Raw genomic sequence first — 21,734 nt, 5'->3', positions numbered from 1 at the left:
TTGCCGCCTGATCTTGGTCAGCAGCTTGGTGGCGTCAGTCTTGTCGAGCAGGATCGCGCGGGTCGACCAGCGGTAGGGAAATGCCAGCCGGTTCAACTCGTCAAGCAGACCCGGCGTGGTCGCTGTCGGAAAACCAACGACTGTCAGTATGCGCAGATGCGCCTCTCCGAGACGTGGCTCCAGTCCGCCGGTGAGCGGTTGATCGGCCAGCAGCGCGTCGAGATACATCGGCGTCTCGGGCACGCGGACGCGATGGCGTTTGGTCGAAACACAAGAATGCAGATAGGTCAGCGTCTCGGCCGCACCGAGCCAGCCGCATTCGGGCATGAAACCTTCGATGAGCTGAAGCACGCGGTCGCTGCGATCAACGAAACCGCGCAGGATTTCATGCGCATCGACGCCGGATTGCGCGCGGCCCTCATAGAGCCAATTTTCGGCGCGAGCGGCGTCTTCCTCTGGCGGAAGATAGAGAATGGTCAGGAAGTAGCTGGATTCGAAATGCGATCCCGCTTCCTCGAAGTCGGCCTTGCGCTCCGCATCGACCAGGGCGGACGCGGCGTCGGGAAACCTGCTCGCGGGATAGGTCGCTGCCGCATGGCGTTGGGCTTCGACGAAGATGGCCCAGCCGGAGCCGAGACGACGAAAGGCGTTGTTGAGCCGACCGGCGACAGCGACCAGTTCGGCTGGCACGGCGCTATCAAGATCGGGACCGCGGAAGCGCGCGGTGCGCTGGAAAGAGCCATCCTTGTTGAGGACGACGCCTTCGCCAGCCAGGGCGACCCAGGGCAGGAAATCGGCAAGGCGGGTCGCTGTGCGGCGGTATTCGGCGAGGTTCATCATGATTGCACCTCAGACGCTCAAATGGCCAGGGATGCGCAGATGCCTGCGCACCACATCGACAAACATCGGATCGCGTTTGGCCGCCCAGACCGCCGCGAAGTGGCCGACGGCCCAGAGGCCAAGGCCGACGAGCCAAAGGCGCAGGCCAAGGCCCAAAGCGGCGGCCAGCGTGCCATTGAGGATGGCGATCGCGCGCGGCGCGCCGCCGAGCAGGATGTGCTCGGTCAACGCCCGGTGAACTGGAACCGAGAAGCCCGGCACTTCGCCGGCGCCGTCATGGAGCATTGTCATCAGACGAGGGCTCCGCCGCCGAACGAGAAGAACGACAAGAAGAACGAACTGGCCGCAAAGGCGATCGAGAGGCCGAAGACGATCTGGATCAGCTTGCGGAAGCCACCCGATGAGTCGCCAAAAGCGAGCGTCAGGCCCGTGGTGATGATGATGATCACCGCAATGATCTTGGCGACCGGCCCTTCGATCGATTGAAGAATCTGCTGGAGCGGTTGTTCCCACGGCATGGACGAGCCGGCCGCATGGGCGGCGGGCGCGAGCGCAAGTGTGAGAACGGTGATGGAGGCGGTCGTCGCGATATGCCGGCGCAGTCGAATGGCATGTTGAATCATGAGGGATCTTCCGTTTGTTCGAGGGTTGCTGGTGTGATGAACGGCGACGGTGTGTCCGCCGCTGCGATCTGATAGTCGCCGTCCGTGCCGAGGCCCTCGATGTGGGCGAGTTCGGAGAGACGGCGCTGCGAGCCGCGTCCCGACAGTACGGCGACGAGATCGATGGTCTCGGCGATCAGCGCGCGCGGCACGGTAACGACGGCTTCCTGGATGAGCTGTTCGAGACGGCGGATCGCACCGATCGCTGAGCCCGCATGGATGGTGCCGATGCCGCCGGGATGTCCGGTGCCCCAGGCTTTCAGGAGGTCGAGGGCTTCCGGGCCGCGCACTTCGCCGATGGGAATGCGGTCGGGGCGCAAGCGTAAACTGGAGCGCACGAGTTCAGAGAGCGAGGCGACGCCGTCCTTGGTTCGAAGCGCCACGAGATTGGGTGCGGCGCATTGTAGTTCGCGCGTATCCTCGATCAGCACCACGCGATCGGACGTCTTGGCGACCTCGGCCAGAAGAGCGTTTGTCAGAGTGGTCTTACCGGTCGATGTGCCGCCCGCGACCAGGATGTTCTTGCGTGTCGCGACGGCGCACCGCAGCGTCTCGGCCTGCCCGGCATTCATGATTCCGGCGGCGACATAATCGTCGAGCGTGAAGACAGCGACGGCTGGCTTGCGAATCGCAAAGGCCGGAGCCGTCACCACAGGCGGCAACAGGCCTTCAAACCGCTCTCCCGTTTCGGGGAGCTCGGCCGAGACGCGCGGACGACCGGGATGGACTTCGGCGCCGACATGATGAGCGACCAGCCGCACGATACGTTCGCCGTCGGCGGGCGAGAGTCGTTCTCCTGTATCGGACAAGCCCTCGGACAGCCGGTCGATCCATAGCCGACCATCGGGGTTGAGCATGACCTCGACGATTTGCGGGTCATCCAGGAATCCGGCGATGGCGGGGCCGAGCGCGGTGCGCAACATGCGCGCGCCGCGCAATATCGCTTCGGATTTTTGGTGTGTACTCGCCACGTCGTCCCCGTTTTTCTTTTGGGACGCAAAGGCGGCCCGTCATCGGGGATGAGTAAAAGAGCCAGAAATGAGGCTACTGCAACAGGGACGAGGGCGTAGTAGTGGGGTGGCGTAGAAAGACAGGTGATCGGCGGAGTTGCGGAATATCTACAAGCTCTTTGATGAGGCTATTCAGCTTCTCATTGACGAATCATCGGAACCGTCGGCCGGCATCGTGCCGCCGACATCGTCCGGGATTTCTTTCAGGAAACTCTGACCTTTCTGCAAGCGCCGCCCGAGTGTTTCGATGAAGCCTTCGTAGCGCTCGCGGCCTTTGATTTGCGCTGTGGCCTGCGCGTCGTTGGGCAGCGGCGGCGTGATGGTCAACCAGAAGCGCACGAACAGCGCCAGTGTCTCGGCGGTGACACCGAGATCGCGTTCCATGCGCTGGACCTGGCGGGACAGCCGGTCGAGCCGACGCGCGAAGGCCGCTTCGCGCTTGTCGGCGCCGTCGGGCGACAGGAACGAGGCGACAGCCGCTTCCACGATCGCTGAGCGGGACAGCTTCTTGCGATCAGCAAGATCGGCAATCTGCTTCAGCATCTCCGGCGGAAAATAGACATTCATTCGGTCACGCATGGCTCACCTCACATATCGATGCCGTCATTGGGATCGAGCGAGACCTGACGGGCGACACCGCCCATCTGCTGGCGCAGGATGCGCGACTGGCGGGCAGCATCCTCCGGCTCGTCGTCGATCATGATGGCGAATTCTTCGGCGGGCTTGGGCGTGCTGGTTTCCTTGGCGATGGCGACGTGTTCTGGAAGCTCAGGTTCGCGGCGAAGCCCGCTATTGGCGGCATCGCCTTCAACATTCTCGATTTCTGTCAGCAGCGCGGCATTCGGCGTTTGCGGTTTGAGCGCGGACCAACCGTCCGCGTGAGCAGAGCGCGGAAGTGCGGTGAGAGCGGGCGGCGGCAGGATGCGTTCCTTGAAGCGTGCATCCTCATAGTAGCGCGCCTTCTTCGCCCGAACCGGCGGCGTCCCGGCGATCATCACAATCTCGTCGGCGGGCGGGAGCTGCATCACCTCGCCGGGCGTGAGAAGGGGCCGCGCCGTCTCCGAACGCGAGACCATCAGATGGCCGAGCCATGGTGACAGCCGGTGGCCGGCATAGTTTTTCATCGCCTTCATTTCGGTCGCGGTGCCGAGCGCGTCGGACACGCGCTTGGCGGTGCGTTCATCATTGGTGGCGAAGCTGACGCGCACATGGCAATTGTCGAGGATCGAGTTGTTCGCGCCATAAGCCTTCTCGATCTGGTTCAGCGACTGCGCGATGAGAAAGGCTTTCAGACCATAGCCCGCCATGAAAGCGAGGGCTGACTCGAAGAAGTCGAGGCGGCCCAGCGCCGGAAACTCGTCGAGCATCATGAGGACGCGGTGGCGGCGGCCTTTGGCGTGAAGATCTTCGGTCAGACGTCGGCCGATCTGGTTTAGCACGAGGCGGATCAGTGGCTTGGTCCGGGAGATGTCGGAGGGCGGCACGACGAGGTAGAGTGTCGCGGGACTGGCGTTCTCAATGAGATCGGCAATGCGCCAGTCGCAGCGGCGCGTGACCTCCGCGACGACTGGATCGCGGTAAAGACCCAGGAACGACATGGCGGTGGAGAGCACACCGGAGCGTTCATTGTCGGATTTGTTGAGCAGCTCGCGCGCTGTCGAGGCGACGACAGGGTGCGGACCTTTTTCACCCAGATGGGGCGTCGTCATCATCGCCTTCAGCGTCGTCTCGATCGGGTGTTTCGGATTGGAGAGGAAGGCGGCGACGCCGGCGAGCGTCTTGTCGGCTTCGGCATAGAGGACATGGAGGATCGCACCGACGAGGAGCGAGTGGCTGGTCTTCTCCCAATGGTTTCGCTTCTCGAGCGAGCCTTCCGGATCGACCAGGACGTCGGCGACATTCTGGACGTCGCGCACCTCCCATTCACCGCGCCGGACTTCGAGCAATGGATTGTAGGCAGAGGATTTGGGATTGGTCGGATCGAACAGCATGACGCGGCCATGCAGCGCGCGGAAACCCGCAGTGAGCTGCCAGTTCTCGCCCTTGATGTCGTGGACGATGGCGGATCCCGGCCAGGTGAGCAGGGTCGGGACGACGAGGCCCACCCCCTTGCCGGATCGTGTCGGGGCAAAGCACAGCACATGCTCCGGGCCATCGTGACGGAGGTAGTCGCGGTCCAGCTTGCCGAGCACGACGCCGTCCGGACCAAGCAGCCCCGCCGCTTTGATCTCACTGCGTGCGGCCCAGCGGGCCGAGCCGTAGGTCTCTGCGTTCTTGGCTTCTCTGGCGCGCCACACTGACATTGCAATCGCAACCGGGATCGAGATCAAGCCGCCGGACACAGCGATGTAGGCGCCCTCAAGAAAGATCGAGGGTGCATAAGCGTCAAAGGAGAACCACCACCAGAAGAAGGCGGGCGGGTAATAGACAGGCCACCCCAACACGGTGAACCAGGGCGCGCCGAGCTGCGATTGAAAACCGAGTTGACATGCCGTCCATTGGGTCGCCGCCCAGATCATGATGAGCACGATCAGGAAGACGACGATTACCTGGCCCCAGAGTATTTTAGTGGCGGACACGCCTTTGTTCCCTTGACAGCAAATGCTGTCAACGTCGGCGACACTCCATGTAAGTTGCAAGACCTAATGACTGTTGATCTAAGGATCGGCGGCGCCAGCGTACAATGACAGGCGATTGGGTGAGGTCGCGATCCATGGAGTGTGGGCACAGTGCGTGACTGCGAATAACTATGCGTTATTTTCCGTCACCCCGCGCAGCAGGAGAGTTTCGTCACGTCCCTTCCGAACCCCTGCGCCGCAAGTTTAAGTCCTTCGACCGTGGTCAGATAAGGAAAGATCGTGGCGCCGAGATCCTGCGTGGTCATCCCGAACTTGATCGCCAGCACCATGGTCTGGATGCTGTCCGCACCTTCGGGCGCGAGAATCTGGGCACCAAGCAAGCGATCGGTTTGTTTGTCGGCAATCAACTTGATCAGGCCTCGCGTGTCTCTGGCAGCCAATGCACGGGGTACCTGGTCGAGCGGTGCAATCGACGTCTTCGTTTCGTAGCCACGGGATTTCGCTTCGGCTTCGGTCAAGCCGACGCCTGCGACCTGCGGATCGGTGAACACCACCCACGGCATCGCCGTATTGTCATAGGTGAGGCTGTTGCCGTTGAGAGCATTGAGCGCCGCAAGCTTAGCTCCATAGGCCGCCATGTAGACGAACTGGTCGCGCCCGGTCACATCGCCAGCAGCATAGACGCCTGATTTCGACGTGCGCATTCGGTCATCTACCATGACGCCGCCATGCGCCGCGAGCGTGACACCGGCCTCCGTCAGTCCGAGCCCCGCTGTGTTGGGCGTGCGGCCAGTTGTCATCAACACCTGTTCGGCGGTGATGGTTTCCAGCTTGCCATTGACGTCGACCACAAGTGCTATCCGGCCATCACGTTGCTCAATGCTGGAATAGGCAAGCCCGGTGCGAATCGTGATCCCTTCGTCCGCCAGATAGCGGGTCAGCGCTTCGGCAATCTCCGGCTCCGCCTCCGGGAGAAGGCGGGAGCGGGTCACGAGGGTGACCTGTGTGCCTGTTCGGGCGAACATCTGCGCCAGTTCGCAGCCGATATAACCGCCGCCAACAACCAGAAGCGAGCGTGGCTGCTCGGTAAGCTCCAGCGCGGTCGTACTGGTAAGCCAAGGCACGTTCGTCAGGCCGGGGATATCGGGCGCAGCGGGTGACGAGCCAGTGGCGATGACGATCCGGCCGGCGACAATATTGCTTCCGTTGACCGTGACGCCGTTCTCGGTGAGGCGCGCCGCGCCTTCGAGATAGGCCACGCCGTTATATTCGGGCAAAAGGTCGATGTATTTCTTCTGCCGGAGTGTAGCCACCAGATCGTTCTTCGCTTCGACCAGCTGCCGCCAGTCAGTGACACGAGCCTCACCGGCTATTCCAGGAAAGCGGCGCGCGACACGGGCGCCGTGCAGGGCTTCGGCCGCACGGATCATGGTCTTGGAGGGAACGCAGCCGACATTGACGCAAGTGCCGCCAATAGTGCCGTGGCCGATCAGGGCGACATTGGCGCCTTGCTCGGCGGCGGCGATCGCGGCGGAAAACCCCGCCGACCCTGCGCCGATAACGGCGAGATCGTATTGGCTTTTCTTTTTCGGGGCGCAGCAGTCTGACATGGATCAATCCTGTTTGATGACGCGGTCAGTTGTTCGCGCGCCTCTATTTCGCCGCCATACCGAGTAGGCGGTAAGGCCGATGAAGAAGACCAGCGCCGGCAGCAAAACATAGTCGAGATAACCGACGATGGCGGAGAGACCCACCACGCCGGCCAGCACGATCAGCACCGGCGTGAAGCAGCACAGAGCGGCGATAACAGTGCCGGCGAGACCTGCGCCGAGAAGTGTCCGCTCATTCATGCTGTCAGCTCTTTGTCACTTGCGCGGGATATCCGGCATTGGTGGAGGCGGCGGCGATGGCGGTGATCGTCGCCCGCGAAGTATCGAACACGACCGTCGCCGTCTTTGCCTCAAAATCGATCACAACCGATTTGACGCCCGCGACGCCCTCCATCGCTTTCTTGACGGTGACCGGGCACAGCGCACAGGTCATGTTCTCGATGGCGAATACCGCACGCTGCTCGGTTGTTGCGGCCTGTGCCGAGCCTGACAGCGCCGAGGATGGCGGAAATACGCCTGTCGACATCATTCCTGCAACAGCCAGACCGATTATTGCAGCCGTGAACATCATGGTTCGTTTCATCGTTACGTCTCCTAGTAAAAGAGGGGTGCCCACCAGTTGATGGTGACAGCGAGCAAGGTCACGAAAGCGCCGATCCAGAGCGCCGACTTGGTGATGAGCGAGGATTCCGGGCGGGCGCAGTAGGAGCCATCCTCACACGCTGCCTTGGGCTGAAAATAGATGCGCCAGAAGCCAATCCCGATCAGCCCCATCGTAACGGCCGCGACATAAGGCTTGTAGGGTTCAAGCGCTGTGAGATTGCCAATCCATGCGCCGGACACGCCAAGCGTCACGAGGAGGAGCGGAACGACGCAGCAGGCGGACGCAAGTATCGCTCCGACAACACCGCCTGCCGCAAGCCAACCATGACGCTGCGCGCTGGTCTTTCCGATGCCCGGCGAGTCGGCCAGCTTTGTGCTGATGTCGCTCATAAAAATTGCCCTTTGATTCGAGTTGGGAACACTGATACGCTCTGTAGTAACTACAGGGTCAAGAGTTTTTTCACCATGGCGGATTGCGCAATCGGGAGGGGGATAAAACGCGGCGAGTTGGCGCGTCGGACCGGCTCCAATCTGGAAACTGTCCGCTACTACGAAAAAATTGGCCTTCTGCCTGAGCCGCCGCGCAGCGCCAACGACTACCGTGTTTATGACGAAACTCATGTCCGCCGCCTCCGCTTTGTCCTGCGCGGACGGGAACTCGGTTTCAGCATCGAAGAAATCCGTGGCCTTCTGGAACTGGTTGACGGCGGCAATCAGACATGCGGTGAGGTCAAAGTGCGTACCGAGCACCACCTCACCGATGTTCGTGCAAAGATCGTGGACCTAAGGCGGATCGAAAAGATCCTCGCGCAAACCGCAGCACGGTGTTCGGGTGACGCCGTTCCGGAGTGCCCAATCCTTGATGCGCTCGCGTCGTGATGAAGACGTTCTGGAGGTCGTCGGAGGACATGCTGCCTCACAGTCCGAGGCCCCGTTTCCGCCCCAAGCTCCACTCGATGCCGCCGCTGCCGCTGGCTACGCCCGAGAGATGCTGGCCGAGCTTCTTCTCAAGCGGCGGTGACCAGGGCACGAGCCGGAATACGAGTCCGTCATCGATCATGGCGAAGCGGCCCGAAGCGAGGGTGAGACGCTGGCGATAGGTGCCGGTGACATGGTCTCCGGCGGCAGCCTTGATGTGCGGCAATCCCGTTTCCGCCGAGAGTCTGGCCCCGACGACATCCAGCTCACGCTTGCGAAGCGTGTCGAGAAGGTCACGGGCAAAGATGATGCGCTGGCCCTGCCTGCGAGCGAGACCATCGTGTGCGAGATGCTCGGCCCGCGCGCTCATGGCGTCGCGCGTTTCGCGGCCGAAGCCTCCCATGGACATCGGCATGGCATCGCGTTCGACGAGGCGATGATCGAGCCATGTGGCGCCCGATGCGGTGATCTGTCGGTTGAGGTCGAAGTCCGAGCGGTTGGCGAGCACAAGCGTCGGCCGCTGATCATCGGGTCCGCCGAAGCGACGCACCTCGACGATGCCGCCGACCGGCGGGGAATGCTCGAAGGCTTCGACGCCCCGGAACCTGATGTGGTGAGCGCGGCCGTCGGTGCCGTCGATCACGGCATAAGCCTCGCCGGTCAGCTCATCATGCAGGCCTTTGTCGACCAGGCGGCCGATGATCGGCGAGCCGGGGCTGCCGGCGTCGATTACATAGTCGGCGAACCCGCGGTCCTGGCCGCGCTCGGTGAAAGCGCGGTGCATGGTCTTGATGATGTCGCCACGCATCCCGAGGTCGCGTAAGGCTCGTTCTGCCTCAAGACCCACCATCCATTCGCCGGGACTGGCCGCTGTGGCGAGGCCCATCTTCTCGAGGTGCTGGAGGCGGCCGACCATGAGACGCCGGGTCTCAGGATCGGACGCGCCGACATTCTCGGGCCGCAGGTCGATATGTCCGGTCTCATCGGCGGCGATACGGATCTCGACGTCGAGACGCGTCCAGCGCTCTGCAGAAATCTCCGTCGCAAGCGCGTTGCTGATTTCGTGCTCGGGCTTTGGACCGAGTTCGATGGAGACTAAATCCTCGGCGCGCGAACGCAGGCCGCGGCTGATATAGTCGCGCGAGATCACAAGATCGGCGCCCGCCTGATCGACGCCGCGCACGATGAGATGAACGTGCGGGTTGTCAGTGTTCCAGTGATCGACGGCCACCCAGTCGAGCCGCGTACCGAGGTCGGCTTCCATCTGCGTGGCCAGATCACGGGTGAAGGCCCGCAAGTCTGTCATCTCGCCGCCGTCTTCGGGCGAGACGATGAAGCGGAAATGATGGCGGTCGTCCTTGCTCCGCTCGGCAAAAGCGATGTCGTCGGCACGGTCGTTACCGGCGTCGAACATGACAGCCTTCTCCCCGTCGCGGGTGACACCGTCGCGCTTCAGATAGGACAGGTGAGCGGCAAGTGGCGCTGAACGAAAAGCCCGACCTTGATGACGGGCGATGCGGGCTTTGACCACGACGCGGCGGGAGGAACTGAACAGGCGTGCCCGGCTGAAGCTGATCCGTCCGCGCCCAAAACTGGAGCGGCCATAGCTGGAAGCGCCTCTGCCTGGAGATGATTGCCCGGAGGTATGACCGGCTCTCTTGGCGGCACGCAGCACCTGGTTGATGAAGCTTTTCTGCTTTGGCGCACGGGTGCTGCGGATGCGCCCTGGCCGAACACGGAAATCGTTGTCGCTCTTGCTCATGACAGGCCTTCCGAAAGGCCCGATTGACGTACAGTGCCGGAACCATCGTTGAATTCATGGGGAAATATCCAATGAGCGGCACGCTCCCCGACCGAACGGCACGCCGAAACACACGCCATTTCAATGGCTTGTGGTTCGACAGGCGAGCCTCTTTTATCTAGCCGTCGGTTGGTCGTGCTGCCCTTTCTGACCCAACCCCATGCCTGTCTCCCGCCATGACGCGCCATTCCCGCCGATCCTGCGAATGTGTGCATCACAGACCTCCAGAGCCGGATCGCGCCACGAACAGGCCATTCGCCTGCGGTGCGATGCCGGAAACATCGCGTGCCGACACGGCCTCCAGTGCGACATTGGATGGGCGGCCCGATTGCGCAGGATTGGTAGCGGACGTGCGCTCGCTGCGTGCGACGAACAGCGGCGCAGTGGTCCAGCTTATGCGCGCTACCGTTGGCGTGACGACCGGTTCGCCGACCTCGCCGTCGCTAACTGACGGCGCGAGCATGGCGACATAGGCGCGGGTTTCAGCAGGCAGTGCGCGGGCGCCTGCGAGAGAGTTTTCGTAGCGGCCGGGGCCGGCATTGTAGGCCGCAAGGAAGCCGGGCGACCCGTAACGGTCGTACATTTCGCGCAGGTAAGCTGCACCTGCGAGAATATTGTCGTGCGGGTCGAACGGGTCGTTACCAAGACCGTGACGGAGGCGCAGGTTCGACCAGGTGGCGGGCATGATCTGCATCAAGCCCATTGTGCCGACGGGTGAGATGGCACGCTCGTCCCCGCGACTTTCAACGTGCATGACGGCGCGTATCCACGCGACGGGAACGCCAAAACGCTGTGCAGCTTCCGCGATATGGGCGGCGTAGCGATCGACCGCTGTGAGACGGCTCACGCTCGCGTCACGAGCCGATGCAGGTAGCGCCGGTGCGACGGTCGAAAGGATGCCGGAAAGGAGGAGGAGTGCAGCCCTGTGGGTGGTGCCCTGACGTCCACGGGGAGCGGCATGGTGCGGCCGGTTGCGTGAGACTGTCATCGGCTCAGTCCCGCTCGCCGCGCTTTGGCGGGCGGTTCCAGGTCAGCACCCACGCGCTCTTGTCGTCGCCGGACTGGAACAGGTTGGCGCGGATCGGCTGCGTGAAGACGGGATCGTCAAGCAGCAACGAGACGTATTCACCGGCTTTCTCGCCAGTACGTTTCCAGGCGGCGCCAATTTCTGGGCCAACTTCCGGACCGTCGTCAGACCCAAGATGGATGCGGTAATCGGGCGCATTCTCGGCGTCGGATGGATCGGCGGGTGTGAGGACCAGCTCGGCAGCGAGCGTGAGGGTTCGGATGTTGCCGGAATAGCCGGATTTGGTGCGGGTGAACTGACCGATCTGCGTCATGGGAAGGTTCCTTTTCGTTGCGGTTGATGAGAGGTTGGCGCGTCAATCACCGCGTTCGTGCGCGCCATTCGAAGCGATCATCGCCGTCTTCGTCGGTGTAGAGCGGGACAGCGCGGCCGATGATCGAAGCGGTAGGGACTGGCCCGAAATATCGCCCATCGAGGCTGTCGTGGACTTGGGCATTCATGAGGAAAATCTCGCTTGTCGCGATGCGGCGACAGCCCTGCCAGACGGGCAGAGCGCGCCCGATCCGATCCCGCTCCAGCGCGTCGCCCATAGGAACGCCGTCAACCGTGACGGTGCGTCCGCTGCGACAGACTTCTTGTCCGGATATGCCGGCGACGCGTTTCATCAATGGGACGCCGCGCGGCAGATAACCGCGCTCGGCGAGGAAACTCGCCAGCGGCTCGGGTGCATCGACCGCGACGAGGTCGCTCACCTCAAGCCGTTTCGCCGGACCAATCGAATAGAGCCCGATCGGTGTGCTGGCCGAAGCATTCCAGATCAGTTTCGGCGTGATATGCAGGAACGACAGACCGGCTATGACCAGCACGGCGAAATAGGTCGTCATGACGTAACCGAAGCGGGTCATGGCTCGGCCCTCCGGCGTTTGCAGAACGCCCGATGCTGCTCGACCGTGTAGGGACGCGGTTCATGGTCAGCGATGAGGCGGTTGTGAACATGCCGCCAGTGATCGGGCGACACGTCGGTCGGATCGACACCGAGCGCCTCAACGGCGTCGATTATCTGGAGGACAAGCTCGACCTTGGGCCAGCCGTCGATCTTGAGGAGAATGTCTCCGCCTGGACGCACGAACGGCAGCGTCTGATAGGGCTCGCCCGGTGACACCGCGCGCACGATGTCAATGCACGAGACGATCGTGCCGAAGTCGTTGGAGGCCCAGCGGACGAAGGCAAAGACGACGCCAGGCCGGAAAGAGAGGATGCGACGGCGGCGATCGAGAATCTGTTCGTGGGCCTTCTGCCCAAAGCGAATCCAGTGCTCGGACTTCTTTTCGTACCATCCCAGTTCGACATGGGTGAGGGTATCGGATGGACATGCGGACGGCACGGGGCCGCCGCGCATGCGGGGGGCCGCGTTGCCGGTCATGGGGTATTTCCTTCAGTCGGTGGGAAATGCTCGCGGAGCAGTTCGCGCAGCATGTCGGCGACGGTGTCGCCGTTTTTGAACGCTGCGATCTTGATCCGGGCGCGCAGCTCGGGCGTGACGTCGATGGTCAGGCGGGCGGTATACTGGTTAGCGTCAGCGCCGCGCGACGCGGGCGCGGCGGACGCCTTGATCCAGCTCTCGGGATTTGCGGGGCGGGCGGCGAAGCCGCGTTTCGGAGATCGCTCGTTCATCGCGCGATGCTCCCGATTTCAGCGGTCAGCGCTGCGATCTCGCGAGCGGCGGGACCGTCCTCATCGACCTCGAAGACGAGCCGACCGGTCTGCGCGGTGTCGGCGAAAGCGACGCGCTGACCAATCCGGGATGCCAGCAGCGGTGGATCGTGATCGGCCAGTGTCTCGGCGGTCTCACGGGCGATGATGGTGCGCGCGCCGCAACGGTTGAGCACGAAACGCGCGGTAAGCTGAGGGCGGTAGATTTTCGCTTCGGCAAGGAGCGAGAGTATTTCAGCCGATGCCCAGCCATCGAACGGCGACGGTTGCACCGGGATCAGCACGAGATCCGCGGCGAGCAAGGCTGAGCGCATCAGCGCTGCGACGCGCGGCGGTCCATCAATGATAACATGATCGACATTGCGGGCGATCTCGGGCGCTTCGCGGTGCAAGGTATCGCGCGCCAGGCCGACGACGCCGAACAGGCGGGAGCCGCCTTCACGCACGCGTTGCTGCGACCAGTCGAGTGCTGAGCCTTGCGGATCGGCATCGATCAGCGTGACGCGCTTTCCTCGCCTGGCCCACTCTCCGGCGAGATGCAGCGCCAGCGTCGTCTTGCCGACGCCGCCTTTCTGGTTGAGGAGGGCAACGATCATCGTGCCGCTCCCGTTCCGGTTCCGAGAGGCAATAGCGGCGTATCTGAAGTAACGGCAGGCGTCTTTGCGGATGATCCGTGCAAGCGCTCGGCGATGTTCTCCACATCGCTCTGGCCCAACAAAAAGTTAGAATCTTTGTTAGACTCTAAGTTAAGGGTCGAGATCGTCGCTTCCGGCCAAAGACTTAGTTGAGATCTGTGCGTGCGAAGTCCCGATAGGCCTGCGTTCGAAATCCCGATGGTGTTTGCGTGCGAAGTCCCGAGCCTTTCCACAGCGCCATCCACAGGCCGTGGAAACGCGCTGACAGGCAGGATGCGAAGCAGTTCGCGCCGGGCTTCACGTTCGATGCGTAGGTGGTAGCCGGGCAGCGAGTTGCGCATGGCGATACGCCGAAGCTGGAGCGCGAAATCGGAGATGCGTGCAAGCGACCCGGACTTCTGATGCAGATGTGCAATCTCGAAGACCCAGCCACGAGGTTGGCGTCCGGCATGTTTGCGCGCGACGCGGTAGAGCCAGCGCTCGAACCCGCCCGTCAGCCGGAAATAGGCCGGGTCGATGGTGAGAACCAGCGAACGGTCTATGACGCCGCGATAGAACCAGTCGGGCAGGACAAACTCCATGCCCTCGATCCGGCCGTCGCGGGTGACGCATTCCGCCCATTCGTTGATCCATGAGAATTGGTGGCGGCGCCAATGCTCGCCGTGCCGGATCGTGGTGCGGATGACGGTCGATTGCAGGCGCGTCAGCGCGCCCTTCAAAAGTTTGTAATCGCGCGCGCCGGTCTCACGGCCGATGGCTTTGAGAAGCTGATAGGGCGTGAAGCGCAGGAAACGCGACGTCTTGAAACCAAGATTCTCAGCCTCGACGATCTGACTGGCCGCCCAGATCAGCACGTCGGCATCCCAAATGGTCGCCATGCCATGCTCAGGGACGGCGAAGACTTCCACGCGTACACCGCCTGATTCATAAAGGATCGGCTGTGTGCGCTTGGCCTTGGCGAGCGAGAAGAATGGACGTTCCATGAGATCGCGCTGATCGCGCGGGCTGGCGTCGCCGGTCGCAACGATGAAGGGGTCGAGCGTGGCTCGCTCGCTGGAGGTGGTGAGATGCCGCCGGTTCATGGTCGAACGTCTCAGCGATTGTGGCGGCCGTCGCGGAACGACGGCGACTGATCTTGACGTTTGGCGGGCAGCAATGCGCCGCGCGGATCAGAGGTTGATGTGACGGTGCCGCGATTGGCCCAGGCTTGCAGATCGTCGATCGAATAGACGACGCGGCCGCCGAGCTTGCGATAGGCCGGGCCGGTTCCGTAGGTGCGATGCTTTTCGAGCGTCCGGCCGGATAGCCCAAGGAATCGCGCGGCTTCGGGGGTGCGCAGGTAGCGTGGCGGCAAACCGGCGAGATTGGGCGACATGATCGGGCCTCCGTGGGGTTCGGTCGTGCCGCTGGCAGTCAGCGGCGAACGAAGGTCACGGTGGCGGAGGAGTGCAGCGAAGAGGGAGTGGGAAGCCTGTGGGGCCTGAAACCCCACACCGTTCACGAGTCAGGTCGCGCTAGGATCGGCGGCGGTGATGCAGGAGCTTACGATAGCCGCCCGAGATCATGGCGAGGCCATCCTTGATGAGATCGATGGTGGCAAAGCGCCGCGACGAGCTTTTCCAGGTCTCGCCGGCGATGTCCTTGGCCCCGTATATCGCTTCGGCAATGTCACGGTGGTTTGCGCCGTTCATATGCCCGTCGACGGCTTGCAGCATCTGGCGTGCACGGCGTAACTGCTGAGGCGTCAGCCGGGTGTCCGGCGGTACAGCCCGACCGTGCAGGGCTTTCAGTAAGCGGATAAGGGCTTCGACACGGTCGAATCCGTCGAGATCGAGCGGAATAATCGCCGCAAGGGGCCGGTCGGCTTCGATACCTGCCAAGCGCAGAATATGAAGATGATGACCGTCGCCGAGATCGTGCCGGGAGTGATCGCCCTGATCGTCGGCGTGCTCGTCGGCATCGTTCAGGGACAAAAAGAAATTATTGTCGGACGGAGAAACGGAGGGGGCTGTGGTCAGCAGCACGACGCCGGTGTCGATGTCCGGTGACCAGTAAACGTGCGCTTGCACCGCTGTGTAACTTGGGCGAACAGGGAAATCGTAGCCCCCAGCGATGGAGCGCCCTCGCAGTCAAGTGCTGGCGGTCGGGGACTGGCTGCTCGATCCCGGCAAAATCCGTCTGATATTCGCCGTTGCGCCGCAGCCATTCCCACGCGAGGTCGGGAGCAACAAGTTCGCCGACATAGTCGTAGGTTGGCGAGGATCGCCACCGTGAAGTGTCAGGTTTCATCCATGTCCTCCAGGTCCGCACATATTCAGTATGCCGAGGAGACAGGATTCCGGGTTCAGCAAGTTTTTGGAAGCCCCAGATCGGGCAACGGGTGATGCCCTGGCGGCATCGGCGACCGGATCAGTGACTGCCTTCGCGCACGAGCTGACGGTAGCCTTGCTCGGTCATCCAGCGCGCGCGGGCGAGATGGCTATCATGAACGTGGCGCGCGCGTTCCGGCTCGCATTGGGGGTTGATGCCGAACAGGATTGAGACGGCCTCGCGCCAGTCCGCTCCATCGGTCGCAGAATCGAGCAAGCGCAGATAGAGCACCATATGCTCACGGTCATAGGCCGTAAGCCCCGCGCTCACTGGCGGCTCGTCCTGGAATGTCGTCTGCATCATAGCGGCGGCCCCCGACGGCCGATTATACACGCCATGAAACCTGTTGTTAACTGTATCCGTTCTGATGGGAGATGGAATGGTTCAAATTGGCGCGGGGTGATGCACGCAGGACATAGGCAGGCGAACCTATGCTGGGTAACGCGATCAATTGCTGGCTTCGACCTTCGCACGGACAAGCATGACCCCTTCACCTTGGTCCGAAGTCAGGAAGACGATGCCGTTAGCCTCAAGCACCTTGCCGACCTGATCGCGCGTCGTCTCGTACACCTCAAGCCGGTTCTCGGACTCGAGGCGTTTCAACGCGGTCAGCGATACCAGGGCCTTGTCAGCGAGCGTCTCCTGCGTCCAACCAAGCAACGCGCGCGCGGCCCGCGTCTGTCGGGCGGTGATCATGCATGATCACCTCCTACGGACTCGAATGCGCACACTAGAACTACGACTATAATAGTCGTTCTATGGGTCAAAAGCCAGCCATAAGGCCTTGGCCTGTCTTGTTCCGTTAAATATCTGCGTGACTGATTCGGTTGGCGACGATGCCCCGCCCGGACTCGCCGGGCGGGGCATCGGGGCGCCTCAGTCGGCGCGACGGCTGGGGCGGGACCAGATGAGGCTGTAGGCTTCGCCTTCTTCGTCGTCGAAGAGGTTGGCGAAGATCGGGGCGTTGAAGCTCGGATCGTCGAGCTTGAGGCCGAGGTACTCGCGGCCCTCGTTGGAGCGCTTGGACCAGGCGGCGCCGATCTCAACTCGGCCGACGAAGACACGGTGGCTGGGGGCGTTCTCGCCAGTTCGTGTGGCTTCGGGAACGATGCGGACGCCCTTTGCCTGAACCAAGAGGGTGACGATTTCGCCGGCGAACTCGTTGTTGCTGGACTTTTTGAAGGTGCCGATGGTGGCCATGATAGTTCTCCTTGATTTCTGCTCCGAGCCCGCACCATTGCGGCCTCGATGGGGATCAAGAGGCCGGAGGCGATCGACGCGGCATCGCTTGCGACCGCAGCGCAGCGGAGGATGGCAGACGGCCAAGTTTCTTGTTGCGCGAGGAATGACGGCGCAGCCGGCAGGGGAAGAAAGTTGGCAGGCGTCATTGCGGCATAGGCGATCGAGGCGAAGCCGTCCTTCGGCCAGATCAACCCATTGAAGAGGCCGTTTTGGAGCGCTCGGCCCAGCAGAACGGATCAACGGAGAATTTGGCTACCCTCGTGCAACCGCTGAAATCCAGGCAATGAGTTGACCTGCAAGTCTGCCCTTCGTTTGCAAAGGCTGTCACCAGTTCCCGACGGCGGATGGCTATATCGTCCATCATCCGTTGTAGGGACCGCTTGAAAGCCGCTGATTTTTTCCAGCGCTTAAGGGGGTGGGCGTCATACCGGGATGATGATCCGTGCCCGCCTTGCGCCGGTCCGCACCATTCCGACGTCGGGGACGGCGTGGTCGATCTGCCTCTGGTCATTGCGCCTCGCTTCGACGGTGTCAGACCCGTGCCACGCTCTGTCCGGCCAGTTCGGGCGGGGCCATCGTCGCCAACCGCGTCAGTGCCGTGATGCCGATCGCGATTGCACCAATGACGGAGAAGACGGTCTGCCAAGTCTCAGATGGCATGGTGTGCTTCACGATGCCATGGGTCGCGTGAAAGCCGGCAATCGCTGCTGGCGCGACGAAGACGAGCGCCACAGCGACGCGCAGCCAAAGAGGTTTTGCGAAAACGAGCAACAATTGCCCGATGCCAAAGGTTAGCCCGGCTGAGAGAGCGCCGACAAAGATGCCGCCGAGCCAGCCTGCGCCGCTGTGGTAGGCCCACAGGCCTGCGGTGACGCCAACAAAGGCGGGCAGTGCGAAGACGGCAAGCGTGAAGAGCAGCCAACAGAGAACGCCGATGGCCGCGATACTGAGAAGGATGCCGATAAAGATCATGGTGGTGGCCTCCGTGAGAAACAGGTCAGACGGTTGCGCCTTCCACCACCACCACAGCGCAGCTTCGAGTATAGCCGAAAGTAATCGGCGGTGGGAGCGCCAATTGTCGAAATGGCCATGTTGCGATTGGGCGGATGGTTCGCGCTCACGGGATAAATGGATCTATCTCGTGCACGATGCTGGCGTCGTCGCCGTCGAATTCGCTGGCTGGACAGACCGAGAGACTGCCGTCGCCGGCCTGGAAGATGACAATCGCGACCATGAGGGTTGTAGCGAGGCTGAAAGCGAAGGCGTGTGCATCGTTGAAGGACATTGTTCCGGCTCCTGTCTGGGAGGCGGGGGACCATCCCCCGCGCGACAGGCGCCCGATGTGTCGGGCCGATGGCTGCAATCACCGCGCAGGCGAAGCCAGAGCGGCGGCATGCGAGCATAGCCGACCCTTTACGGGTTGATGGCGACAGGCCATCGGCTGGACCAAGGAATAGCGGTAATGGAAGCGGGGGTGGTGCTCCGTTTCGGATCGGAGCTGAGACATCAAAAGATGCAGTGCATTTTCGCGGCTACTTTCAATGGTCATGGTCTATGTCGTGTAATAAACGGAGGACATACTGACGATCATTGTCAGTTTCGCGGAGTGACGAGGTTGTGGCTGAAATCATATTGAGAGATCTGCATCTGGTGAAGAAGGCGCTGGCCATTGCCGTTCTGGTGATCGAACGCCAGCCAGGCCCCTTTCAATCATCGTCGGATCAAAGCGATATGAAGACGCTTCTCGACGACTTGATCGAAAGCGATGTCGAACTGGAGCATTATGCCCGTGCGGCGAAAATCGCGGTGACGGGAAACCCGAACTGAATTTCGGTGCCGCTGAGTGCAGATAGTTGAAAGCCGGGCTGCCGCACCATCATGTGAGAAGGGGCGGCGCTCACGCGCCGCCGTTCCCGAATTTCCAGACCGGGATGCCGAGCTTGCGAGCCTTGTCGCCAAGGTTTTCCTGGATGCCGCTGCCCGGAAATACGATGACTCCGATCGGCAGGACGTTGAGCATCGCGTCATTGCGCTTGAATGGCGCGGCCTTGGCGTGTTTCGTCCAGTCTGGCTTGAAGGCGACCTGAGCCACCTTGCGGGTGTCGGCCCATTTCGCGGCAATGAGTTCAGCACCCTTTGGCGATCCGCCGTGCAGCAATACCATGTCGGGATGTTTGGCATGTACCTGATCGAGCTTGGCCCAGATCAGGCGGTGATCGTTACAATCGAGGCCGCCCGTGAAGGCAATCTTGGGGCCTGCGGGGAGCATCACCTCGGTCTCATTCCGACGTTTGGCGGCAAGGTAATCACGGCTGTCGATCATCGCCGAGGTCAGGTTGCGATGGTTGACCATCGACCCTGAGCGAGGTCGCCAGGATGAATGAGTGTGACGTTCAAAATGTTCGGCGGCTTGGTCACGCATCAGCTCAAAGGCATCGCGGCGTTCGATAAGTGTCATCCCCTCGGCGATGAGGCGCTCCAGTTCGACGGACTTGACCTCGGAGCCATCCTGTTCACGCTGGCCGCGGCGCTGGCCTTGCTCGTTGTCGTCCAACTCCCGCTCGATCCGGGCGGTGGCGCGGTGGAAGAGATTGACGGTCGACCAGAGCAGTTCGTCGAGGTCGGTTTCGAGTCGTGTGTCGTTAAAGCTCACGATCAGGGCGTCGAAGATGTCGGCGATGGCGCCAGCGACGATGTTGCCTTCGGGAAGTGGCCTTGGATCGGGTTCATCCTGGAAGGGGCGGAAGCCGTAGAGCTGGAGTTCGGAAAGGACATGATCGGTCGGGGATGAGGCGTGGGGCGGTTCAAAGCCGGTATCGTCAAATTCGGTGGTCATGGGGTGCTTCCTTCGTCGGATCGACCGCGACCATCGCGGCCTTCATGGCGACGAAAGACGGCGGGCGGAACGGACCTGCACCGGCGAGGGTACCGAGCGGCCGAAGCACAGCGGAGGATGGCGAAGGCCGGGTATTTTGTTTCGCGATGCAAAGGCGGCCTGCCGCCGGCGGAAAATAGCCGGGCGCAGCCATTGCCGGACCGGGCCGTTTGCCGTCCCGATCGCCCTCTGAAGAAGGACGTTGTCGCGGTCCTCTCCGGCGCATGACAGGAGCCCGCCGGATCGAGATAAGACCGGCGCTCACAGCGCCTTCACATCCCTGTTCCGGCCAATGCCCGGAAGTCCATAAATCGGAAGACGTCTTCCGGCGCGATCTGAACCCGCATGGCCGCCCGAAGTGCATCAGGTCCAAGAGTGCGCAGATCCCCGTTGAAATCCCCGATCTGTGGCGACAGCGTAATGGCCTCGATTCCGACCGCCTGCGCTCGTTCAATCAGGCTTCGCATCGCTCCGTCACCTGCCGGATCGTCGTCACGGGCGATATAGAGGCGTCGCAAGGTTGGTGGGAACAGGATGGCGGCAAGATGAGCCGCCGACAGCGCCGCCACCATCGGCATGGGGGGCAGAACCGTTCGCAGCGACAGCATGGTCTCGATGCCTTCGCCCGCCGCCACCACGTCATGGGCGACGCCGAACCGCACGGCATGACCAAGAAGATTGCCCATCGCGCGCCTCGGTGTATCGACCGGCGCCTTACCGCTGCCATCGGACATAAGCCAGGTGCGATGCGCTCCGGTGATCCTGTCATCAAGATCGGTGACGGATGCGATCATCGCGGGCCAAGTTTCGGTCGGCGAATGCTCATCGGCACGATAATAGCAGCGCGGATGGAACCGGAGCGATCCGGTTCCGTGCAATGTCGTGATGCCGCGTTTGCGTAAATACGCTTCCGCGATTGTGGCCGTAATCGGCTGCGACATGGCAAACAGCCGCCGTGCCGCTTCCGGCGATCCAACTGGCACTGATGTCAGCCGCTGTCTTGGGGATGGATCTGGCTCGGGATGCGGCATACTGAGGAAGGTGCGGGCCTCATCTGCCGCGTCCTTGAAGCCGACAAATCCGCAGCTTTCACGGATGATGTCGAGCAAATCACCATGTTCGCCAGTTGCGGCGTCGGTCCATTTGCCTACGGCGCCCTTGCCGGATTCCGGGCCTTTCAGTCTCACGAACAGCGAGCGGCCCGGTGTGTTACGCGCGTCGCCCACGAGCCAGTAGCGGCCTTCGCGCCGCCCGGCGGAAAGATAGTGACGGCAGACCGCCTCGGCCTGGCGACCAAGACGGTCAGTCAGTTCTGAAGCGTCGCGTGTCATTTACGCAGCCTCCCGATCGGAGATGCGCTCGACGGGGTAGCGTTCCAGCACCTTGGCGAGGATGGCGGAGCCAGTTGCATCGGTCGGCACGAACATGCGCAGCTTCCACGAGATGATCTCGTGGAAGAGGCCGTAGGCGCTAAGCCGCTCCCGCATCGTGTCGGTGAAGCCGGACAACTCGATCCGGTTCACGCCCATGACACGGGCACGGCGAAGCTGGAGGCATTCGGTGAGATTGAGGATCGTTTTGCCATCGAGCAGCGCCGCGAAGGCATCGTCCGGCGTAAGTGTCGATGTGCCGGTGCTGGTCGCACCCGCGACCCATGCGGGCGAGACCCGCCGTCCAACGATGCGCTCGCCGGTATCGGTCTGGAGTCGGTAAACCCGCGTCGATTCATTGGGCAGGCGTTTCCAGATCGGCAGCAACAATCCGGCGACAATGTGGATGATGCTGTCGGTGAATTCCGGCACATCCGCGATCTCGGCGTTCCACGCTCGGGCAAACGTCGCGCGGTCGG

The 21,734-nt window shown here is 62.3% G+C and carries 29 protein-coding genes and 2 pseudogenes; 2 read left to right on the top strand and 29 right to left on the bottom strand.

The window, feature by feature from the left end; all coding sequences use genetic code 11:
* From ACESNB_RS05655 to ACESNB_RS05610, 10 genes and pseudogenes are all read right to left on the bottom strand, one after another.
* A pseudogene (locus ACESNB_RS05655) lies at positions 1 to 840 on the bottom strand (conjugal transfer protein TrbE); the annotation flags it as partial.
* A gap of 9 nt (positions 841 to 849) precedes the next feature.
* Positions 850 to 1,131, bottom strand: coding sequence for a VirB3 family type IV secretion system protein (locus ACESNB_RS05650; RefSeq protein ID WP_373005102.1), 282 nt, complete (start codon positions 1,129 to 1,131; stop codon positions 850 to 852).
* The gene (locus ACESNB_RS05645) at positions 1,131 to 1,463 is read right to left on the bottom strand and encodes a TrbC/VirB2 family protein (RefSeq protein WP_373005099.1); all 333 of its coding nucleotides are present in this window, start codon (positions 1,461 to 1,463) and stop codon (positions 1,131 to 1,133) included. Before ACESNB_RS05645 ends, ACESNB_RS05650 begins: the two co-directional genes overlap by 1 nt.
* Positions 1,460 to 2,473, bottom strand: a complete 1,014-nt coding sequence (gene trbB, locus ACESNB_RS05640) for a P-type conjugative transfer ATPase TrbB (RefSeq protein WP_373005097.1) — start codon at positions 2,471 to 2,473, stop codon at positions 1,460 to 1,462. Before trbB ends, ACESNB_RS05645 begins: the two co-directional genes overlap by 4 nt.
* Positions 2,474 to 2,644: 171 nt before the next feature.
* Complete coding sequence (locus tag ACESNB_RS05635) at positions 2,645 to 3,091, bottom strand: CopG family transcriptional regulator (protein ID WP_373005095.1); 447 nt, start codon at positions 3,089 to 3,091, stop codon at positions 2,645 to 2,647.
* Positions 3,092 to 3,099: 8 nt separating this feature from the next.
* The gene (locus ACESNB_RS05630; RefSeq protein ID WP_373005092.1) at positions 3,100 to 5,091 is read right to left on the bottom strand and encodes a conjugal transfer protein TraG; all 1,992 of its coding nucleotides are present in this window, start codon (positions 5,089 to 5,091) and stop codon (positions 3,100 to 3,102) included.
* Between the two features lie 185 nt (positions 5,092 to 5,276).
* Positions 5,277 to 6,701 (bottom strand): mercury(II) reductase, encoded by a 1,425-nt coding sequence (merA, locus tag ACESNB_RS05625; protein WP_373005089.1) that lies wholly within the window; start codon positions 6,699 to 6,701, stop codon positions 5,277 to 5,279.
* 3 nt (positions 6,702 to 6,704) lie between these two features.
* On the bottom strand, positions 6,705 to 6,941 hold the full coding sequence (merF, locus tag ACESNB_RS05620) for a mercury resistance system transport protein MerF (protein WP_373005086.1): 237 nt from the start codon (positions 6,939 to 6,941) through the stop codon (positions 6,705 to 6,707).
* Between the two features lie 4 nt (positions 6,942 to 6,945).
* On the bottom strand, positions 6,946 to 7,284 hold the full coding sequence (locus ACESNB_RS05615; protein ID WP_373005083.1) for a heavy-metal-associated domain-containing protein: 339 nt from the start codon (positions 7,282 to 7,284) through the stop codon (positions 6,946 to 6,948).
* 11 nt (positions 7,285 to 7,295) lie between these two features.
* Positions 7,296 to 7,694: a mercuric transporter MerT family protein gene (locus ACESNB_RS05610; RefSeq protein ID WP_373005080.1), complete on the bottom strand. Its 399-nt coding sequence runs from the start codon at positions 7,692 to 7,694 to the stop codon at positions 7,296 to 7,298.
* Between the two features lie 75 nt (positions 7,695 to 7,769).
* Here ACESNB_RS05610 and ACESNB_RS05605 point away from each other — a divergent pair, with 75 nt between their 5' ends.
* The gene (locus ACESNB_RS05605; protein WP_373005077.1) at positions 7,770 to 8,183 is read left to right on the top strand and encodes a helix-turn-helix domain-containing protein; all 414 of its coding nucleotides are present in this window, start codon (positions 7,770 to 7,772) and stop codon (positions 8,181 to 8,183) included.
* 37 nt (positions 8,184 to 8,220) lie between these two features.
* Here the strand turns inward: ACESNB_RS05605 and ACESNB_RS05600 are convergent, their stop codons facing one another.
* From ACESNB_RS05600 to ACESNB_RS05525, 16 genes are all read right to left on the bottom strand, one after another.
* Positions 8,221 to 9,984, bottom strand: coding sequence for a relaxase/mobilization nuclease domain-containing protein (locus ACESNB_RS05600; protein WP_373005074.1), 1,764 nt, complete (start codon positions 9,982 to 9,984; stop codon positions 8,221 to 8,223).
* Positions 9,985 to 10,237: 253 nt separating this feature from the next.
* On the bottom strand, positions 10,238 to 11,011 hold the full coding sequence (locus ACESNB_RS05595) for a lytic transglycosylase domain-containing protein (protein WP_373005071.1): 774 nt from the start codon (positions 11,009 to 11,011) through the stop codon (positions 10,238 to 10,240).
* Between the two features lie 4 nt (positions 11,012 to 11,015).
* Positions 11,016 to 11,363 (bottom strand): DUF736 domain-containing protein, encoded by a 348-nt coding sequence (locus ACESNB_RS05590; RefSeq protein ID WP_373005069.1) that lies wholly within the window; start codon positions 11,361 to 11,363, stop codon positions 11,016 to 11,018.
* Positions 11,364 to 11,409: 46 nt separating this feature from the next.
* Complete coding sequence (locus ACESNB_RS05585) at positions 11,410 to 11,955, bottom strand: S26 family signal peptidase (RefSeq protein WP_373005066.1); 546 nt, start codon at positions 11,953 to 11,955, stop codon at positions 11,410 to 11,412.
* Complete coding sequence (locus ACESNB_RS05580) at positions 11,952 to 12,473, bottom strand: DUF2840 domain-containing protein (RefSeq protein WP_373005064.1); 522 nt, start codon at positions 12,471 to 12,473, stop codon at positions 11,952 to 11,954. Before ACESNB_RS05580 ends, ACESNB_RS05585 begins: the two co-directional genes overlap by 4 nt.
* Complete coding sequence (locus ACESNB_RS05575) at positions 12,470 to 12,724, bottom strand: hypothetical protein (RefSeq protein ID WP_373005061.1); 255 nt, start codon at positions 12,722 to 12,724, stop codon at positions 12,470 to 12,472. Before ACESNB_RS05575 ends, ACESNB_RS05580 begins: the two co-directional genes overlap by 4 nt.
* Positions 12,721 to 13,359: a ParA family partition ATPase gene (gene parA / locus ACESNB_RS05570; protein WP_322812916.1), complete on the bottom strand. Its 639-nt coding sequence runs from the start codon at positions 13,357 to 13,359 to the stop codon at positions 12,721 to 12,723. Before parA ends, ACESNB_RS05575 begins: the two co-directional genes overlap by 4 nt.
* Positions 13,356 to 14,480, bottom strand: coding sequence for a replication initiator protein A (locus tag ACESNB_RS05565; RefSeq protein ID WP_373005058.1), 1,125 nt, complete (start codon positions 14,478 to 14,480; stop codon positions 13,356 to 13,358). Before ACESNB_RS05565 ends, parA begins: the two co-directional genes overlap by 4 nt.
* Before the next feature lie 11 nt (positions 14,481 to 14,491).
* Positions 14,492 to 14,773: a helix-turn-helix transcriptional regulator gene (locus tag ACESNB_RS05560; protein WP_373005055.1), complete on the bottom strand. Its 282-nt coding sequence runs from the start codon at positions 14,771 to 14,773 to the stop codon at positions 14,492 to 14,494.
* A gap of 139 nt (positions 14,774 to 14,912) precedes the next feature.
* On the bottom strand, positions 14,913 to 15,467 hold the full coding sequence (locus ACESNB_RS05555; RefSeq protein ID WP_373005052.1) for a DUF2285 domain-containing protein: 555 nt from the start codon (positions 15,465 to 15,467) through the stop codon (positions 14,913 to 14,915).
* A complete protein-coding gene (locus tag ACESNB_RS05550) occupies positions 15,379 to 15,687 on the bottom strand; it encodes a transcriptional regulator domain-containing protein (protein ID WP_373005049.1) in 309 nt (102 codons plus the stop codon). The genes ACESNB_RS05555 and ACESNB_RS05550 overlap by 89 nt, the downstream gene beginning before the upstream one ends.
* Before the next feature lie 120 nt (positions 15,688 to 15,807).
* Entirely contained in the window at positions 15,808 to 16,068 is a 261-nt protein-coding gene (locus ACESNB_RS05545; protein WP_373005106.1) for a DNA -binding domain-containing protein, read from the bottom strand.
* Positions 16,069 to 16,215: 147 nt separating this feature from the next.
* Positions 16,216 to 16,464 carry a helix-turn-helix domain-containing protein gene (locus ACESNB_RS05540; protein ID WP_373005046.1) on the bottom strand — a complete coding sequence of 83 codons (249 nt, stop codon included), beginning with the start codon at positions 16,462 to 16,464 and terminating at the stop codon, positions 16,216 to 16,218.
* Between the two features lie 180 nt (positions 16,465 to 16,644).
* Positions 16,645 to 16,968, bottom strand: coding sequence for a DUF736 domain-containing protein (locus ACESNB_RS05535; RefSeq protein ID WP_373005043.1), 324 nt, complete (start codon positions 16,966 to 16,968; stop codon positions 16,645 to 16,647).
* 573 nt (positions 16,969 to 17,541) lie between these two features.
* Positions 17,542 to 17,982: a hypothetical protein gene (locus ACESNB_RS05530; protein ID WP_373005040.1), complete on the bottom strand. Its 441-nt coding sequence runs from the start codon at positions 17,980 to 17,982 to the stop codon at positions 17,542 to 17,544.
* Positions 17,983 to 18,127: 145 nt separating this feature from the next.
* On the bottom strand, positions 18,128 to 18,295 hold the full coding sequence (locus tag ACESNB_RS05525) for a hypothetical protein (protein ID WP_373005037.1): 168 nt from the start codon (positions 18,293 to 18,295) through the stop codon (positions 18,128 to 18,130).
* Positions 18,296 to 18,627: 332 nt separating this feature from the next.
* Here ACESNB_RS05525 and ACESNB_RS05520 point away from each other — a divergent pair, with 332 nt between their 5' ends.
* Entirely contained in the window at positions 18,628 to 18,837 is a 210-nt protein-coding gene (locus tag ACESNB_RS05520) for a hypothetical protein (protein WP_373005033.1), read from the top strand.
* A gap of 70 nt (positions 18,838 to 18,907) precedes the next feature.
* Here the strand turns inward: ACESNB_RS05520 and ACESNB_RS05515 are convergent, their stop codons facing one another.
* The 3 genes and pseudogenes from ACESNB_RS05515 to ACESNB_RS05505 all read right to left on the bottom strand — a co-directional run.
* Positions 18,908 to 19,846 carry a DUF2493 domain-containing protein gene (locus ACESNB_RS05515; RefSeq protein WP_373005030.1) on the bottom strand — a complete coding sequence of 313 codons (939 nt, stop codon included), beginning with the start codon at positions 19,844 to 19,846 and terminating at the stop codon, positions 18,908 to 18,910.
* A 311-nt stretch (positions 19,847 to 20,157) separates the two neighbouring features.
* The gene (locus ACESNB_RS05510) at positions 20,158 to 21,216 is read right to left on the bottom strand and encodes a toprim domain-containing protein (RefSeq protein WP_373005027.1); all 1,059 of its coding nucleotides are present in this window, start codon (positions 21,214 to 21,216) and stop codon (positions 20,158 to 20,160) included.
* A pseudogene (locus ACESNB_RS05505) lies at positions 21,217 to 21,734 on the bottom strand (methylase); the annotation flags it as partial.

The sequence above is a fragment of the Hyphomonas sp. genome (assembly GCF_041689225.1).
Lineage (GTDB): Bacteria > Pseudomonadota > Alphaproteobacteria > Caulobacterales > Hyphomonadaceae > Hyphomonas.
This window is presented reverse-complemented; position numbering and strand designations above follow the sequence as displayed.

What these genes read in the sequence shown, in the direction of transcription:
- ACESNB_RS05535 (WP_373005043.1), bottom strand. Translation starts at nt 16,968, where the DNA reads ATGGCCACCATCGGCACCTTCAAAAAGTCCAGCAACAACGAGTTCGCC.
- ACESNB_RS05650 (WP_373005102.1), bottom strand. Translation starts at nt 1,131, where the DNA reads ATGACAATGCTCCATGACGGCGCCGGCGAAGTGCCGGGCTTCTCGGTT.
- ACESNB_RS05565 (WP_373005058.1), bottom strand. Translation starts at nt 14,480, where the DNA reads ATGAACCGGCGGCATCTCACCACCTCCAGCGAGCGAGCCACGCTCGAC.
- ACESNB_RS05585 (WP_373005066.1), bottom strand. Translation starts at nt 11,955, where the DNA reads ATGACCCGCTTCGGTTACGTCATGACGACCTATTTCGCCGTGCTGGTC.
- ACESNB_RS05600 (WP_373005074.1), bottom strand. Translation starts at nt 9,984, where the DNA reads ATGAGCAAGAGCGACAACGATTTCCGTGTTCGGCCAGGGCGCATCCGC.
- ACESNB_RS05605 (WP_373005077.1), top strand. Translation starts at nt 7,770, where the DNA reads ATGGCGGATTGCGCAATCGGGAGGGGGATAAAACGCGGCGAGTTGGCG.
- ACESNB_RS05530 (WP_373005040.1), bottom strand. Translation starts at nt 17,982, where the DNA reads ATGATCTTTATCGGCATCCTTCTCAGTATCGCGGCCATCGGCGTTCTC.
- ACESNB_RS05510 (WP_373005027.1), bottom strand. Translation starts at nt 21,216, where the DNA reads ATGACACGCGACGCTTCAGAACTGACTGACCGTCTTGGTCGCCAGGCC.
- ACESNB_RS05575 (WP_373005061.1), bottom strand. Translation starts at nt 12,724, where the DNA reads ATGAACGAGCGATCTCCGAAACGCGGCTTCGCCGCCCGCCCCGCAAAT.
- ACESNB_RS05635 (WP_373005095.1), bottom strand. Translation starts at nt 3,091, where the DNA reads ATGCGTGACCGAATGAATGTCTATTTTCCGCCGGAGATGCTGAAGCAG.
- ACESNB_RS05515 (WP_373005030.1), bottom strand. Translation starts at nt 19,846, where the DNA reads ATGACCACCGAATTTGACGATACCGGCTTTGAACCGCCCCACGCCTCA.
- ACESNB_RS05580 (WP_373005064.1), bottom strand. Translation starts at nt 12,473, where the DNA reads ATGACCGGCAACGCGGCCCCCCGCATGCGCGGCGGCCCCGTGCCGTCC.
- ACESNB_RS05610 (WP_373005080.1), bottom strand. Translation starts at nt 7,694, where the DNA reads ATGAGCGACATCAGCACAAAGCTGGCCGACTCGCCGGGCATCGGAAAG.
- ACESNB_RS05545 (WP_373005106.1), bottom strand. Translation starts at nt 16,068, where the DNA reads ATGCAGACGACATTCCAGGACGAGCCGCCAGTGAGCGCGGGGCTTACG.
- ACESNB_RS05595 (WP_373005071.1), bottom strand. Translation starts at nt 11,011, where the DNA reads ATGACAGTCTCACGCAACCGGCCGCACCATGCCGCTCCCCGTGGACGT.
- ACESNB_RS05525 (WP_373005037.1), bottom strand. Translation starts at nt 18,295, where the DNA reads ATGTCCTTCAACGATGCACACGCCTTCGCTTTCAGCCTCGCTACAACC.
- parA (WP_322812916.1), bottom strand. Translation starts at nt 13,359, where the DNA reads ATGATCGTTGCCCTCCTCAACCAGAAAGGCGGCGTCGGCAAGACGACG.
- ACESNB_RS05590 (WP_373005069.1), bottom strand. Translation starts at nt 11,363, where the DNA reads ATGACGCAGATCGGTCAGTTCACCCGCACCAAATCCGGCTATTCCGGC.
- ACESNB_RS05615 (WP_373005083.1), bottom strand. Translation starts at nt 7,284, where the DNA reads ATGAAACGAACCATGATGTTCACGGCTGCAATAATCGGTCTGGCTGTT.
- ACESNB_RS05645 (WP_373005099.1), bottom strand. Translation starts at nt 1,463, where the DNA reads ATGATTCAACATGCCATTCGACTGCGCCGGCATATCGCGACGACCGCC.
- merA (WP_373005089.1), bottom strand. Translation starts at nt 6,701, where the DNA reads ATGTCAGACTGCTGCGCCCCGAAAAAGAAAAGCCAATACGATCTCGCC.
- ACESNB_RS05550 (WP_373005049.1), bottom strand. Translation starts at nt 15,687, where the DNA reads ATGAAACCTGACACTTCACGGTGGCGATCCTCGCCAACCTACGACTAT.
- ACESNB_RS05540 (WP_373005046.1), bottom strand. Translation starts at nt 16,464, where the DNA reads ATGATCACCGCCCGACAGACGCGGGCCGCGCGCGCGTTGCTTGGTTGG.
- merF (WP_373005086.1), bottom strand. Translation starts at nt 6,941, where the DNA reads ATGAATGAGCGGACACTTCTCGGCGCAGGTCTCGCCGGCACTGTTATC.
- ACESNB_RS05560 (WP_373005055.1), bottom strand. Translation starts at nt 14,773, where the DNA reads ATGTCGCCCAATCTCGCCGGTTTGCCGCCACGCTACCTGCGCACCCCC.